The sequence below is a fragment of the Alphaproteobacteria bacterium genome (assembly GCA_018662925.1).
Lineage (GTDB): Bacteria > Pseudomonadota > Alphaproteobacteria > 16-39-46 > JABJFC01 > JABJFC01.
On record JABJFC010000084.1, the window covers coordinates 1 to 15442 of the forward strand.

At 43.6% G+C, this 15442-nt stretch carries 12 protein-coding genes and 1 pseudogene; 8 read left to right on the forward strand and 5 right to left on the reverse strand.

Features of this window, described 5'->3' with window-relative positions; all coding sequences use genetic code 11:
• Positions 1 to 388 precede the first annotated feature (388 nt).
• Complete coding sequence (locus tag HOL16_07240; protein ID MBT5390475.1) at positions 389 to 1210, forward strand: hypothetical protein; 822 nt, start codon at positions 389 to 391, stop codon at positions 1208 to 1210.
• Positions 1211 to 1252: 42 nt separating this feature from the next.
• On the opposite strand, the gene HOL16_07245 is transcribed toward HOL16_07240, so the two are convergent.
• The gene (locus HOL16_07245; protein MBT5390476.1) at positions 1253 to 2176 is read right to left on the reverse strand and encodes a cation diffusion facilitator family transporter; all 924 of its coding nucleotides are present in this window, start codon (positions 2174 to 2176) and stop codon (positions 1253 to 1255) included.
• Between the two features lie 163 nt (positions 2177 to 2339).
• Here HOL16_07245 and HOL16_07250 point away from each other — a divergent pair, with 163 nt between their 5' ends.
• The 3 genes from HOL16_07250 to HOL16_07260 all read left to right on the forward strand — a co-directional run bounded on the left by HOL16_07250 (position 2340) and on the right by HOL16_07260 (position 4183).
• On the forward strand, positions 2340 to 2810 hold the full coding sequence (locus tag HOL16_07250) for a glycine zipper 2TM domain-containing protein (protein ID MBT5390477.1): 471 nt from the start codon (positions 2340 to 2342) through the stop codon (positions 2808 to 2810).
• Between the two features lie 72 nt (positions 2811 to 2882).
• Positions 2883 to 3836, forward strand: coding sequence for a J domain-containing protein (locus tag HOL16_07255; protein ID MBT5390478.1), 954 nt, complete (start codon positions 2883 to 2885; stop codon positions 3834 to 3836).
• A 2-nt stretch (positions 3837 to 3838) separates the two neighbouring features.
• Positions 3839 to 4183 carry a MerR family transcriptional regulator gene (locus tag HOL16_07260; protein ID MBT5390479.1) on the forward strand — a complete coding sequence of 115 codons (345 nt, stop codon included), beginning with the start codon at positions 3839 to 3841 and terminating at the stop codon, positions 4181 to 4183.
• 10 nt (positions 4184 to 4193) lie between these two features.
• Here the strand turns inward: HOL16_07260 and HOL16_07265 are convergent, their stop codons facing one another.
• Complete coding sequence (locus HOL16_07265) at positions 4194 to 6314, reverse strand: glycine--tRNA ligase subunit beta (GenBank protein ID MBT5390480.1); 2121 nt, start codon at positions 6312 to 6314, stop codon at positions 4194 to 4196.
• Entirely contained in the window at positions 6314 to 7198 is an 885-nt protein-coding gene (locus HOL16_07270; GenBank protein MBT5390481.1) for a glycine--tRNA ligase subunit alpha, read from the reverse strand. The genes HOL16_07265 and HOL16_07270 overlap by 1 nt, the downstream gene beginning before the upstream one ends.
• Positions 7199 to 7356: 158 nt before the next feature.
• On the opposite strand from HOL16_07270, the gene fabI reads away from it, so the two are divergent.
• The 3 genes from fabI (at position 7357) to HOL16_07285 (ending at position 12157) form a co-directional block, all read left to right on the forward strand.
• Positions 7357 to 8172 carry an enoyl-ACP reductase FabI gene (gene fabI / locus HOL16_07275; protein MBT5390482.1) on the forward strand — a complete coding sequence of 272 codons (816 nt, stop codon included), beginning with the start codon at positions 7357 to 7359 and terminating at the stop codon, positions 8170 to 8172.
• A gap of 146 nt (positions 8173 to 8318) precedes the next feature.
• Entirely contained in the window at positions 8319 to 8669 is a 351-nt protein-coding gene (locus tag HOL16_07280) for a pentapeptide repeat-containing protein (GenBank protein ID MBT5390483.1), read from the forward strand.
• A 53-nt stretch (positions 8670 to 8722) separates the two neighbouring features.
• The gene (locus HOL16_07285; protein MBT5390484.1) at positions 8723 to 12157 is read left to right on the forward strand and encodes an acyl-[ACP]--phospholipid O-acyltransferase; all 3435 of its coding nucleotides are present in this window, start codon (positions 8723 to 8725) and stop codon (positions 12155 to 12157) included.
• A 24-nt stretch (positions 12158 to 12181) separates the two neighbouring features.
• On the opposite strand, the gene HOL16_07290 is transcribed toward HOL16_07285, so the two are convergent.
• Both HOL16_07290 and HOL16_07295 read right to left on the reverse strand, forming a co-directional pair.
• Positions 12182 to 12688: a GrpB family protein gene (locus HOL16_07290; protein ID MBT5390485.1), complete on the reverse strand. Its 507-nt coding sequence runs from the start codon at positions 12686 to 12688 to the stop codon at positions 12182 to 12184.
• A 7-nt stretch (positions 12689 to 12695) separates the two neighbouring features.
• Positions 12696 to 14318, reverse strand: a complete 1623-nt coding sequence (locus HOL16_07295) for an ATP-binding cassette domain-containing protein (protein MBT5390486.1) — start codon at positions 14316 to 14318, stop codon at positions 12696 to 12698.
• Between the two features lie 342 nt (positions 14319 to 14660).
• Between HOL16_07295 and HOL16_07300 the strand changes: the two are divergent.
• Positions 14661 to 15302 (forward strand): annotated as a pseudogene (locus HOL16_07300) (cytochrome bd-I ubiquinol oxidase subunit CydA).
• The last annotated feature ends 140 nt before the right edge of the window (positions 15303 to 15442 follow it).

A 15442-nucleotide genomic window follows, 5' to 3' on the forward strand; every position in this document is an offset into this window, starting at 1 on the left:
CTCGAACTCGACCGTTTTTCTCTCGCCTATGCTGCTTTCTTAGCTGTTCTTCTTCTGATTGGCTTAAAAACGTCTTCATAACAATAGCTTATAAGGTAATGCCTCCTAAAAGTCCATACTTTTATTCACGAAGGGTATATCTGCCCAATACTTTGTTTCAAAAAAAAGAAAAAATTCTGAGTGTAAAATCATAAATGGAACAGTCGAAATTGATTCTAATGGAGGAATTAAATTTCTAAAAGAATTTGATAATCAAGAGTATATTTTTAGAACCACCGGAACCATTAACCACTCGAAAAAAAAATATGCTCGCGGTTGGGATATATCAACGCAAACGGATTCAAATTTGAAAGAAAGACAGATGGGAGTTTTAGGAGAAATTGACGCCATGCCCAGTGATTATATTTCAAAACAAATGAACAGTTTTTCAAAACGATGTCCTGCTGGTAATGATTTTGAAGTTGAGTTTGTAACTGGGAAAAGCCATGAATCACAACCCCTCAGTAATATTTCCGCCGACCAATCAGAAAACAATGACGAACGCGGCAGAATAGGTGAACTCTTAACAGAATTAACAATGTTAAGTTTCGGCTATTGGGGACATTATTCCAAATATGGCACCAATAACGGTTTTGATGGTGTTTTTATTGACAACTCAGATGATCCAGAACTTTTTTTAACAGAGTCAAAATGCAAAGAGAGGACTGATGGGGTCGACGTGATTATGAGAGATAACCTGTCCGAAAACAGGATCTTTGAAGTTGTAAACTCGATGACTGAAGGTGCACATCCCAAACTCGAAATTGGAGTGTTGAGCGCTCTTCGAAAAACGGGGAAGAACGTTTCAGCATTTATCACAGACACTCCTGAGAAAATTTTTAAGTTTTCCCATAGAATTAAGCCAGATGGAACGGCCCAGTGTCTTGTTCATCCATTCTCACTAGAGGAATATACAAAGGCAAAACCATCCCCTACAAAGGCCTCGCCTCAAGATGAAAAAGCTTTATTTATCAAAACCCAACTAGGTTTAGTGTCGGATTCGAAAGAAGAGGCTCTTAGATTAGCCATGAGCGCTCTAAAACTCAGTAGTAAGGACGTAATGAATTTCTTCATGAAGAAAGAAAAAGTTGCAAGAAAACTCGAGTTAGACTCAGATGTTGACAGCGACGAAGAGAGTGAAGAAGAGGAAGAAAGCGATGAAGATCGCTAACGCTTTTCAACTCCATTTATGCATCACATAAAAACACATCACTTAAAAAGGCCGGCGTTTCTCGTGCTGGCCCGCTGGGTCTTGGTGAATAATAATCTCTGCCTCAGGAAATTCCTTTTGAATCATAGATTCAACTTCTTCTGCGATTTCATGGGCTTGCAGGAGAGAAATTTTGCCATCCATCTCCAAATGAAGCTGGATAAAACTTTGGGGTCCAGAAGAGCGGGTACGGAGCTCGTGTAGACCTTCCACCTTAGGATGAGAGAGTGCGATTGAACACACTCTTTCCCTATCTTCATCTGGCAGTTCTCGATCCATAAGGATAAACAGGGCCTTTTTTCCGATCTCCCAGGCGATATAAAGAATGTAAAATGCGATCACTATCCCAAAAAGAGGATCCACCACCTCCCATCCCAAAAAGGAAACGACGAGCAATGATATAATGACGCCACCATTGATAAGAAGGTCGCTATAGTAATGGAGAGAGTCCGCCGAAATAGCTACGGAATTTGTTTTAGCAACAACGCGTCTTTGAAAACGAACCAGAAAAATAGTGATAATGATTGAGATAACCATGATCCCAATACCCACAGATGTTTCTTGCAGAGGCTGTGGATGTAAAAGTCGATGCCCGCCCTCAATGAATAGGAAGACAGCTGATCCAGAAATAAACGCTCCCTGGCTTAAAGCAGCCAGAGCCTCCGACTTCCCATGTCCAAATCTGTAGAGACGTGTGGCAGGCAGCAGCGCTTGGCGAACTGCAAATAGGTTCAGGGTCGAAGCTGCAAAATCTAGAATTGAGTCCACCAATGTGGATAAAAGACTAATAGCATCTGTAACCATCCAAGCAATAAGCTTTAGAAGCATCAAAACTGTCGCTACCGCCACAGATGCATAGGTGGCCGTTTGCAAAAGTCTTTTATTGGAATTTGTGTCTTGTTGGAGAGTTGCAGGTGTTTTTTCCATGGTCCTCGAATGCTTTTCGGCTGAGTATAGTTGAACAAAAGCCAGGAGTGAAGGAAGAATTGATCTTTCCCCTGAGAATGGGTATGATCTAGCTTAAGGTAAGGACTTCGGGATCAGATGGGTAACTTACTTAATATATTATGAGGAACGAAAGGAAGTTTTTATGTTCAAGAAAAGTTTGGTTTTGATGGCAGTAGCTGTCTTGGTATCTGGTTGCGGCTCAACAGGTGGCCCTAAGCAAACAGGTGGAGCCCTTCTCGGTGGTATTGGTGGTGCAGCCATTGGATCACAGTTTGGTAAAGGAGACGGACAGCTAGTTGGTGTTGCTGCTGGAACTCTTTTGGGCGCTCTCATTGGAAGTGAAGTTGGTGCGTCATTAGATAAGGCTGATAAAATGTATGCCAACCAAACAGCTCAATCGGCTCTGGAAAGTAATCCAACGGGGCAAGGTGGCAGTTGGTCAAATCCTGACTCAGGACACTCTGGAGCTGTTGTTCCAACAAAAACATTCCAGACAAATTCTGGCCAATATTGTCGTGAATTCACCCAGACAGTACAAATTGGAAATGACATTCAAGAAGCTTACGGAACGGCTTGTCGCCAACCCGATGGCACTTGGAAAATTGTTCAATAACACTATAGTCAGCCCGACAGGGGGATCTTTCCCCTTGTCGGGCGCCTCATCTAAAGTTGTCAAGGAGGCAGGATGAAAGATCTCTATAAGGTCTTAGACGTCCCCAAAAAGGCACCACAAGAAGATATAAAAAAAGCCTATCGCAAACTTGCGAAGAAATATCACCCCGATCTAAATCCAGGTAATACTGAAATAGAACAAAAGTTCAAAGAAATTACAGCAGCCTATGATCTTTTGTCCGACTCAGAAAAACGTGCCAGATACGATCGAGGCGAAATAGATGCAAGCGGGGCCGAACAGGCCCACGGCGGATACTATAAAACATACACATCTGGAAACGGTGGTCGTTCAGGATCCAAATACTGGGAGAATTCGGACTTTTCCAGTATGTTCGAAGATGATGATATTATGTCCACTATTTTTGGCCAGAGTTCTGGTCGTGCTAGAACTGGACGCTCCTCTGGTCGTTCTCGTGCGCCTATGGATATCAGAGGACACGATGTCTCGTATACCTTAAAAGTCAGTTTCATAGAGGCAGCACTGGGCGCCAAACGACGTGTTGTCCTAAGTGATGGACACTCTTTGAATGTGTCCATTCCCCCTGCCACCGAACAAGGCAGTAAACTTCGCTTGAAAGGAAAAGGAGGACCTGGCCGAGGTGCTGGTCCAACGGGTGATGCCTATATCGAGATTCATGTGGATAAACATCCCTATTTTGCATCCAAGGGAAAAGATGTCTACCTAGATTTACCAATTTCACTCAAGGAAGCCGTAAACGGCGGAAAGATCCAAGTTCCCACCATCCATGGCAACGTTACCCTCACCATCCCCCCCGAGACAAATTCCGGCATTAAAATGCGCCTTAAAGGAAAAGGCATTCCTAATAGCAAAGGCGCTTCCAGTGGAGATCAGTATGTAATTTTCCAAATTGTCCTTTCCAAACCACAAGATCCGAAACTAAAAAAATTCTTAGAAGAATGGTCCCCTGAGAATCCTCAAAATGTTCGAGAGCATATGGAGGCTTAAGCATGCGATATACTTACACTCAAATTACGACAACTGTCGGCTTAGAAGACACAACCCTACGTCGGTGGGTCAAAGAAGAGTGGATTATTCCTCAAGAAGATCCGGAGGGCCCCTTTTTTACGGACGTAGACCTGGCTCGAATTCAACTGATTTCGGAGCTTAAGCGAGATTTCCAAGTGAATGATGAATCTGTCCCCTTAATTCTATCGCTTCTCGATCAGCTGTATACAAAACAAGCAGCTCTAGAAAAAATTACAGAAGTTTTGCAAGAACTTCCCGAGGAAACACGAAATCGCTTAGGGAAAGAGTTGGAAAAGCTCAAAGGGAATGAAAGCGAGAATCGTTAAGAGAAACAACTCATCCTTCGATCTGAGAGAAATCTGCGACTTGTTCTAAGGTTTCCTGAATCAAAAACAAGAGCCGCAAACGATTAAGGCGAATTTTCTCATCCTCTGCATTCACGAGTACTGTGTCAAAGAAAACATCAACAGGGGCTCGGAGTTGAGCTAAATGTTTCATCCCTTGCTTATAAGAAGGCACCTCCTGCTTCACAAGAGGATCCAATTTGGATTTACAATCCATTAATGCTTTGACAAGTGCGTGCTCTTCTTCATCTGCCAAGAGTTCCAAATCAACGGGGGCCGCCGTCAAATCTTGGGGATTAAGGGCTCCTTTTTTGATTTCACTCTTAATGATATTCGTAGCCCGTCGGTACGCTGTGAGAAGATTTTCTCCATCTTCTGTTCCCAAAAATGTGGAAAGGGCATCAGCTAAGTTTAGGCTATTGAGAATAATGCCCTCCCAGTTCTTGGAAAGGCAGGCCGACGTCATATCGTGGCGAATATTACGCTCATCTTTCAGGTAAATTTTTATACGATCCGCAAAAAAGGACAAAAGATCGTCTGTTGTTTCTTTCAACGTTCGAGGTGGCTTTGAAAGAGTCTTAAAAATGGGCGCATAGGCCTTAAAAGAGTCCGCAATTAATTCCTTTACATCGATGGGAAAACCTAACTGACGGATAAGATTAATCAGTGTGATAGAAGCTCGTCGTAGAGCAAATGGATCCTTGGATCCCGTCGGCTGCACTCCCAAAGCAAAAAAACCTACGAGAGTATCAATTTTGTCCGCAATATAGACCGCAGCCCCCACTAAAAAGGCATCTCCTTCCCCTTGCGGTCCCTCCAGACGATATTGATCCCGAATCGCTTCTGCAACTTCTAAGGAACGCTTTTCCGACAAGGCATAATAGTAACCCATGATGCCTTGAAGCTCAGGGAATTCCCCAACTACTTCGGTAGCCAAGTCTGCCTTTGATAAAAAAGAGGCTTCCTCCATTGGCTTTAGAAGACCGGGTTTTTCCTTGGAAAGACTTTGTCCAAGATATCCCTTTGCAAGCAATTGGAGCCGCTGCGCCTTATCAAAAATGGACCCAAGCCCACGGTAAAATTGCCTTGATTTTAACGATTCTAGATGGTCTGTAAGCGAGGTTTTACGATCCAGTTTCCAAAAGAATACAGCATCAGCTAAACGGGCCTTTAGAACTTCTTCATTTCCATGGACTATACTTTTTCCACCGTCCTTTGGCTCATTATTGGATGTAACGCAAAAGAAGGGAGCTAGAGATTTGTCTTGGTTTTCCACAGAGAAAAATCTTTGATGAACCTTCATAGCTGTGGTCAATACTTCCTGAGGCAAAGACATAAAAGAATCGTCAATAGCTCCCATAAATGACATGGGCCATTCAACTAATCCTGTTACCTCTTCTAACAACCCCGGATCCTTTTTAAGGGTGAGTCCCTGTTCTTTTACCAGATCCTTCACCTGCTTTTCGATCTGATTTTGTCGCTTCTCTGGATCCAAAACGACGTAGGCTTTCGCTATTTTCTGTTTATAATCCTTGAATGATGTAACGACAAATTCCTGGGGCGCTAAGAATCTATGACCACGGGTTTTATTGCCAGACTCAATCCCCTCAATGCCAAAGGATACTGTGTCGCCATCAAAAATAGTAAGAATGCTGTGAATAGGTCGAATCCAAACCATTGTCCCCGATCCCCATCGCATGCTTTTAGGCCAGGGAAAATCCTGTATTATTTCCGTTACTATTCCCGGCAATAACGTTTGCGTCTTCTCACCTTTGATCTCTTTCAAAAAGTAGAGAAATGTTCCCTTTGGTGTTTCTTTTTGGAGACATTGATCTCTTGTCACTCCCAGGGATTTCAAAAAACCTTGTGCTGCAGATTCAGGTGCATCCGTACGTGGACCCCTCACTTCCTCTGTACGATCTTCTTGCATCGTCGGAAGCCCCTCTACCACCGCCGTTAGCCGACGCGGTGTTACATACGTTTCCAGTCCTGTGAAAGAAAGCTGTGCCCCATTGAGTTTTTCTGACAAGAGTCGTTTTAGATCTTCACGAGCCCGTTTTTGAAGTCGTGCAGGAATTTCTTCTGATCGAATCTCAAGCAAAAATTCTGCCATTAATCTTGCTCCTTTTTGCTCTGGGAACTTATCCATGCTTCGCAAGACCGTTTGGCAAGAGCTCGAACACGTCCAATATAGTTAGCACGTTCCATTACGCTGACTGATCCTCGGGCATCCAACAAATTAAAAAGATGGCTTGCCTTAACGCATTGCTCGTAAGCAGGAAGCACCAATTTAGCTTCCAATAAAACTTCGCATTCCTTTTCAGCATCTTCAAAATGTTGTTTTAAGGCAACCGTATTAGCAATTTCAAAATTGTATTCGGAAAACTCGCGCTCCGACCGCAAGAAAATATCCCCATATGTAATTTTCCCTGGCCCCTCGACCCCATTCCAATTTAGATCAAACATGGAGTCCTTTTTTTGTAAAATCATGGCAATCCGCTCTAATCCATAGGTAAGTTCCACCGGAACAGGATCACATGGAATGCTTCCCATTTGCTGAAAGTAGGTATATTGAGAAATCTCTGTGCCATTGCACCACACTTCCCATCCAAGACCTGACGCCCCCAGTGTGGGACTCTCCCAGTCATCCTCCACAAACCGAATGTCATTGTCATCCATGGAGATCCCAATGGCCCTCAAACTATCTAGATACAGTTCCTGAGAATTGGGAGGTGATGGCTTTAGAATGACCTGAAGCTGGTGAAAATACTGTACTCGATTTGGATTTTCGCCATAGCGCCCATCGGTAGGACGCCGGGAGGGCTGAACAAAAGCAGCATTCCAAGGTTCCTTTCCAAGGGCCCGCAATGTGGTAGCCGTATGGAAAGTACCAGCACCCATCTCCATATCATAGGGTTGCAGAATAGCACATCCTTGCTCTGACCAATATGTCTGAAGGGCAAAAATAAGATCTTGAAATGATTTGGGCTTACTCATGGATTTCCTTGTTTAATGCTCTGTGAAAGTAGCTTTCCTTCCCCAATTGGTCAAGATTAAGTCAGCCCAGATTAAAAAAATCCATAGACACTTTGCATTTTGTGTGCTTTGAGGTACTTTGTACGGAACTTAATGAATGATTTGAAAAGAGGAATCTAATGGCAAATACATCATCTTTATTAGCCGGAAAGCGTGGCTTAATCATGGGTGTTGCGAATGAAAGATCCTTAGGATGGGGAATTGCAGAAGCTGCCGCAAAAAGCGGAGCAGAACTGGCTTTTAGTTATCAAGGTGATGCCCTCAAAAAGCGTGTGGGACCACTTGCTGCTTCCGTAAACTCTGATATCGTGCTCCCCTGCGATGTTACAGATGATGCAAGTCTGGATACCCTCTTTAGCACCTTGGAAAAAAAATGGGGACAATTGGACTTTGTCGTACATGCTATTGGTTTTTCAGATAAAGAAGAACTAAAAGGTGAGTATGCAGATACTTCCAGAAACAATTTTAAAAATACCATGGATATCTCCTGCTACTCATTTACAGCCGTTTGTCAACGTGCTCGCAAACTAATGAAAAAAGGTGGAAGCCTAGTTACGCTTACCTATTATGGTGCCGAACGGGTTATGCCTCACTATAATGTCATGGGTGTTGCAAAAGCGGCCTTGGAGGCAAGTGTCCGCTATCTATCTGTGGATCTTGGGGCTGACAATATTCGGGTGAATGCGCTCTCTGCAGGTCCTGTTAAGACATTGGCAGCATCTGGAATTGGAGATTTCCGCTATATCCTGAGATGGAATGAGCTAAACTCGCCATTAAAGCGAAATATTACCCAACAGGATGTGGGATCGGCCGGCCTCTATCTTTTGAGCGATCTTTCCGCTGCTGTTACTGGTGAGACGCACCATGTGGACAACGGCTATCATGTTGTCGGCATGAAAGCCATCGATGCACCCGATATAGCCCTTGCTTCGTGAGACGCAAAACTCACCTCTTAGTACTCTTCCTCTTTAGCTGTTTCATATGCGCTGAACTTTACGCAGCTTGTACAGATGTAGCTGCACCCAAAGCCAACTGGCGCCGCTGTTACTTCGATGGTAACATTTTGAAGGAAGTTGCCCTGATGGAAAGCATTCTGAGAGATGCTACATTCTCCAGAGGAAATCTTTCTAAAAGCAATCTTTCTAAGGTTCAAGGTAACCGCGCTAAGTTTATTTCAGCAGTCTTAGAAGAAACCATCTTTGATGAAGCCATTCTCATCGAGGCCGATTTTACAAAATCCAACTTAAAGAATGCTTCTTTCAAAAATGCCGATTTACGTCGTGCACGCTTTTTTGGAGCTGATCTGACAGGTGCCGACTTTACGGGAGCTAATCTTGACGGCACAGACTTTATGAACGCAAATCTCAGTGGTGTCACATGGGTTGATGGGAAAAAGATTTGCTCTCATGGGTCAAAGAGCCGCTGTCGATAACTTCTTGCCTCTCCCTGCCCCCATCCGCTAGAATAAGTGCAGGGGAGTAGCGGATGGCGTCAAGTACACTGCATTTACTAAAAACAAGACGGTTTCTACCACTATTTGTCACCCAATTCCTGGGCGCCTTTAACGACAACCTATTCAAGAATGCCTTGGTCATGCTCATGACCTATAAACTTCTAGCAAGCTCTTCCTTTGGCCCCTCACTGGTTGCCCTAGCCGCTGCTGTATTTATATTACCTTACTTTTTATTCTCAGCCTTTGCAGGTCAATTGGCTGATAAATTTGAAAAAAGCCGTCAAATACGCCTCATCAAGTTTATGGAAATTGTTTTCATGACAATGGCAATTGCTGGCTTTTATTGGGAAAATCTTATTGTGCTTTTTGTCACCCTATTTCTTATGGGAAGCCAATCCACATTTTTCAGCCCGCTCAAGTACAGTATTCTGCCTCTTCAGCTTAAGGAAAAGGAGCTGATTTCAGGAAATGGACTCATTGAAGCGGGCACTTTCTTAGCTATACTATTGGGAACCATTGTGGGCGGCGCTCTTATCTTGACTGCCTATGGAATCCTGTGGATCGGACTAGGAGTCCTCACCGTTGCCGTTTTTGGTTTTACCGCAAGCTTTTTCATCCCAAAGGCCAGTGCAGCCTCTCCTGCTCTAAAGCTAAACTATAATATCTATGGAAATACCTCAGAACTCATTAACTACGCACGTCAGTCCCCCAGACTATTTCTCACCATGCTCGGCAATGCTTGGTTTTACTTTTTGGGAATGCTTTTTTTGGCTAACTTCCCAGCCTTTGGGAAAGAAACTCTCCAAATTGATGAATTTGTCGTTACTTTTTTCTTAAGCATTTTTTCCATAGGTATCGGTCTTGGCTCGGTCTTTTGCAACAAACTACTGAAAGGTGAAGTCACTTCAAAGTTTGTCCCGGTAAGTGCCATGATTATCACCATTTTTATCTTTGATTTGTTTTTCGTAAGCCAAAGTTTTCCAACAAGCGGAACAGAACTCATGGGCCTGAGTGCATTCCTCACTACTTTCTCAGGCTGGCACATTGTTTTCGACCTATTGATTATTTCCTTTTTCGGCGGGCTTTATGTTGTCCCACTTTATGCTCTAATCCAAATCCGAAGCGACCCCAACCATCGTGCTCGTGTCATTGCTTGTACAAATATTCTAAGTGCTCTCTTTATGTCCATCTCAGCATTAGGGTCGGCCCTTTTGCTTTTCTTACAAGTTCCCGTGTCGTTCCTATTTCTCGCTGCTGCCCTCCTAAATGCCGTTGCGACCTATCAAATCTGTAAAATTTTGCCCCAAGATATTTTAAAATCTTTCTCAAGAATGCTCTTAACTTTTTTCTATCGTGTAGAAGTTAAGGGGCTTGAAAATTACAACAAAGCTGGAAAGAAGGCCGTCATCGTCTTGAATCACGTGTCCTTCTTAGATGCGGCACTTGTTGCGACCTTTTTGCCGGGAAAGCCGCTATTTTCAATAAATGATATCATGGCTCGCAATTGGTGGGTTAAACCGTTCTTGTACATCGTCTATGCCTTCCCCATGAGTCCCGTAAATCCCATGGCTATCCGCACGCTTATCGAAAAAGTACGCGATAATAACAGATGCATAATCTTCCCCGAAGGCCGTCTCACTGTAACAGGTAGCCTCATGAAAATGTATGATGGACCCGGAATGATTGCGGATAAAGCTGACGCCCCTATTATTCCTATCCGAATTGAAGGCGCACAATATACTTACTTTACCCGCTTGAAAGGCCTTTTTAAGAAGCAACTTTTTCCTAGAATAATGATGGAAATACTCCCTCCACAAAAAATGAAAATTCCTAAAACGTACGTTGGACGCCACCGCCGACAAAAGAGTGGACAAGACCTTTACCACATTATGGTAAATATGATGTACAAAACCAGCGATGACAATCGAACCTTTTGGCAAGCACTTCTTGACGCCCGCAAACATCATGGAAGTGGACATATCATTGCCGAAGATCTCACCCGGTCTTCCGTGAAGTACCGTCAGCTTTGTTCTCGCAGTTTTATCTTAGGATCAACTCTTCAGAAAACCATTGGCAATGAAGAAAATGTTGGCATGCTCCTTCCCAATACGCTTGCTTTTCTTATGACCTTCTTTGGCCTCCAATCCATTGGCCGTGTACCAGCCCTCTTAAATTACTCAACGGGTTTTTCTAATATCTTGGCCGCCTGCAAAGCCGCTAAAATCAAAACTATTATCACATCCTCCAAATTTATCGAAATGGCTAAACTTGATGAAACACTCGAGAAAATAAAATCTGAAAAAATAAAAATATTATTCCTAGAAGATGTAAAAATAAAAATATCTCTCCGAGACAAAATCGAGGGCCTCTTCCATGGTGTATTTTCCCCTCAAAGGTTTTTAAATAAACATGCTCCCCTATCTACGCCTGAAAAACCAGCTGTCATTCTCTTTACGTCCGGTTCAGAAGGAATCCCAAAGGGCGTTGTTCTTAGTCACAGAAACATCCTGGCAAATAACGCTCAGATTTTGGCATCTATCGATATAACTTCTAATGATCGGGTTTTTAATGCCCTACCCCTTTTCCATGCTTTTGGACTAACGGTTGGAACGATGCTGCCTCTATTTTCGGGCGTTAAGACGTTTTTATATCCATCTCCCCTTCATTATCGCATTGTCCCTGAGTTGGTATATGATACCAACAGCACCCTCTTTTTTGGCACTGATACTTTTCTCTCCGGCTATGCCCGATTTGCCAATCCCTATGACTTTTATAGCCTCCGGTATGTCTTTGCGGGAGCAGAGAAACTTAAAGACGAAACAAGAGATCTATGGCAACAAAAATTCGGTCTTCGGATTCTGGAAGGCTATGGCGCCACAGAAACATCCCCCGTGCTTGCCATCAATACCCCCATGCAATACAAATCCGGAACCGTCGGCCCCTTTCTGCCCGGCATTGAGTTTAAACTCTCCCCCGTTCCGGGTATTGAATCGCAGCCAGATAGTCAGACAGGCCGTCTCAGCGTTAAAGGCTCAAATATTATGAAGGGATACTTACGTGTGGAAAAACCTGGCGTCCTCGAGCCGCCCAAAGAGGGTTGGTACGATACCGGAGATGTGATCGAAATTGATCCCGAAGGATTTGTAGCTATCAAAGGCCGCGTCAAACGCTTTGCAAAAGTAGGAGGCGAAATGATCTCCCTCACAGCCGTTGAAAACTTTGTCTCCAAAGTTTGGCCTGATTTCGTGCATGGGATTATCAGCCAACCCGATCCCAAAAAAGGAGAGCAACTCATCCTCGTAACCGACTATGCAAAAGCCGACCGCAGTCAACTAATCACAGCCGCCAAAGAAAAGGGCTTCGGCGAACTGGGCCTTCCCCGAACCATTATCCATGTTGAAAAAATGCCCCTCCTCAGCACGGGAAAAGTAGACTATCAGGCTTTGAAAAACTTTTGTAAAAACTAAAATTAGAAGCCATTCGTCGAGAAGCTAATTCTCTTCTTTCTTCAAAATACGCTGAATAAAATCATTCTTTCCGTTGGTATAGTGTTCCCGTTCATACAGGTATTTTTTGGAAAGTGACTCTTTCAGCGCCATGTATTCCTGAGCCGATTGAGGATTTCCCCGCATATGATCTCTGAATTTAAGATGATCCGCAATATGTGGGCTGCCTTCCTGATATACATGAACATGATGGGTTCGCTCGTTACCACCCTTACGGAAAAAACGACGCATTGGGATCCCGCACTCACCACGAGCCACATAATCCAAACTAGCCATGGCATCATTCTTGGAATCCACGAGGTTAATATCTTTCACAACAATCATAATATCAATGACAGGCTTGGATGCCATATTGGGAATGGCCGTACTTCCAATGTGGTGAATTTCCATAAAATTCTCCCCTAGCGTAGGCGTCAGAAGTGCAGCCTCTGTCATATAGAGATCTATCCAACTTGGATCGTAGGGAACGACTCTCATTTCTCGTTTTGACATGAAGGCTCTATTTGCCCTTCAACCACTGGCTACACAGATAGTCTTCTCCAATGTGTGCCAGATATTCCTGATAAGTCCCGTGATAGTCTTTAAGACCCTTCTCAGTGAGCGCAATAATCCGCGTGGCAATTTTGGAAACGAAATGCCGATCATGACTTACAAAGATAAGTGTCCCAGGATAGGCCTTCAGTGCATCTGCTAGGGCCTCTCGTGATTCTAGATCCAGGTGGTTAGTGGGCTCGTCCAACACTAAAACATTGGCTTTTTCCAAGAGAATCTGCCCAAGCATAAGCCGGCAAGCTTCTCCCCCGCTCAAAACGTTCAGACGCTTTTCCATATTCTCTTTACTAAAGAGAACCTGGCCCAACGTTTTCCGAACCTGAGGCATGGACTCTCCTGAAACGGCACTTGCAAGCCAATCCAACACCGTGTCATTCCCATGGATAACCTCATGGAGATCTTGGGAAAAGTATGAAGTAGAAACTTCATGTCCCCATTCAAAACTCCCCTCATCAGCAGAAATTTTTCCCAAAAGAATCTTCAACAAAGTCGATTTTCCAATTCCATTATGGCCAATCAAAGCAACTTTTTCTCCACGCTGTACTGAAAAAGAAAAATCATGAAGGACCTTTTTGGGGCCAAAACTCTTAGATATTCCCTTCACGCCAATTACTTTTTTTCCAGAGGGACGCTTTTGGGTAAATCTGAGAGCTGGTGCCTGCCTGGAAGATACTTTAATTTCGGGCAGTTCAATACGTTCAATCATCTTCTCCCGAGACATAGCCTGTCGGGCCTTACTGGAAGTAGCCTTAAAACGATCCACATAACGTTGCTTTTGGGCAATTTCCCGCTCAGCTGAGGTTCTTTCCTTCGTTTTTTGTTCTAAGACTTGATCCTTTTGCTTTTGAAATTTGTCATAATTCCCCACATAGTGCTGAATCTCACCATAATCTATGTCCAACATATGGGTCGCTAGATTATTAAGGAAATCATAGTCATGGGAGATGAACAGCAGCAACCCTTTGAAATCATTCCTCAAATATTCCTCTAACCAAGAAATACTCATGATATCTAAATGGTTGGTGGGCTCATCCAAGAGCAAAACATCAGGTTCTTCGAAAAGAGCCTGTGCCAGTAGAACCCGGAGTTTGTACCCACCCGACAGCGTGCTTAGCGGCTTTGTATGATATGCTTCCTCAATGCCCAGACCCGTTAAAAGCGTCTGCGCCAAGACCTCAGCCGTGTACCCATCGTTCTCAGCAATGGCCTCCTCTAGCTCTCCCAGGCGATAGCATTCTTTTTCGGAAATGTCTGATTTTGCGAGGATTTCATCCTTTTCTTGGAGCGCTTCCCATAATTTCTTTTTACCCATAAGAACCACATCAAGGATTCTTGCTTCTCCATATCGAAATTGGTCCTGACGCATCCATCCTATACGATGGCCACGTGGCACATTTATCTCGCCATTAGTTGGCAATTCTTCCCCAGATAGAACACGCAAAAGTGTTGATTTCCCAGCACCATTAGCTCCCACCAGCCCATACCGATTTTTAGACTTTAGATTTATGGATACATCATCAAACAGATGCTTGGCACCATAGTGTAAGGAAATATTTTGGAGACTAATCATAAATTCACACCACTCATTGAAAGCTGCGCAGGCTACCACTTCAGAAACAATGAGTAAACTCTTTATTGTCTCTGTTGCCCCCTGAGAAAAACCACTATTAAAGGCACTGAATAGGTGATAAAAAGTAAAATAGAAAATGGGGGGTAAGTATTGTGTCGATTCAATTGCTTAGGTTAAAAAATATTTCCCCACTTGGAAGGGAAATTGGGCTCGTTCTCATCTTTAAAATCCTCGCCCTCACTTGTCTATCTTACCTCTTCTATGGCCTCATTGATAAACCATTCACTGATACTCAGGTTGTCTCTGACACCTTGATCCACTCCCCAGCATCAGGAAACTCCCATGACTGAACTAGCTGCTGTTGATCTGTCTCGCCTTCAATTTGGAGTAACAGCTCTTTACCACTTTTTGTTTGTCCCTCTTACTTTGGGACTTTCATTTCTGTTAGCCATTATGGAAAGCGTTTATGTAATGACAGGACGTACCATATGGCGGGATATGACCAAATTTTGGGGCATACTTTTTGGTATTAACTTTGCAATGGGGGTTTGCACTGGTGTTCCATTGGAATTTCAATTTGGTACAAATTGGTCTTATTACTCCCATTACGTAGGAGATGTGTTTGGCTCCTTGTTAGCCATTGAGGGGCTCATGGCCTTCTTTTTAGAAGCTACGTTTATTGGCCTTTTCTTCTTTGGTTGGAACCGACTTACCAAATTACAGCATTTGGTTGTCACTTGGCTTGTCGCCATAGGAAGTAACCTTTCTGCCTTATGGATTCTCTTAGCAAACGGATGGATGCAAAACCCAGTTGGCTCCGAATTTAATTATGAATCCATGCGTATGGAAATGACTTCCTTTTACGAAATACTCTTTAACCCCGTTTCCCAATCCAAATTCGTTCACACACTCAGTGCAGGATATGTAACTGGAGCCATGTTTGTTCTGTCTATAAGCGCGCTCTATCTCCTCCGCGGAAAACACATATACCCTTCGTGAATAAAAGTATGGACTTTTAGGAGGCATTACCTTATAAGCTATTGTTATGAAGACGTTTTTAAGCCAATCAGAAGAAGAACAGCTAAGAAAGCAGCATAGGCGAGAGAAAAACGGTCGAGTTCGAG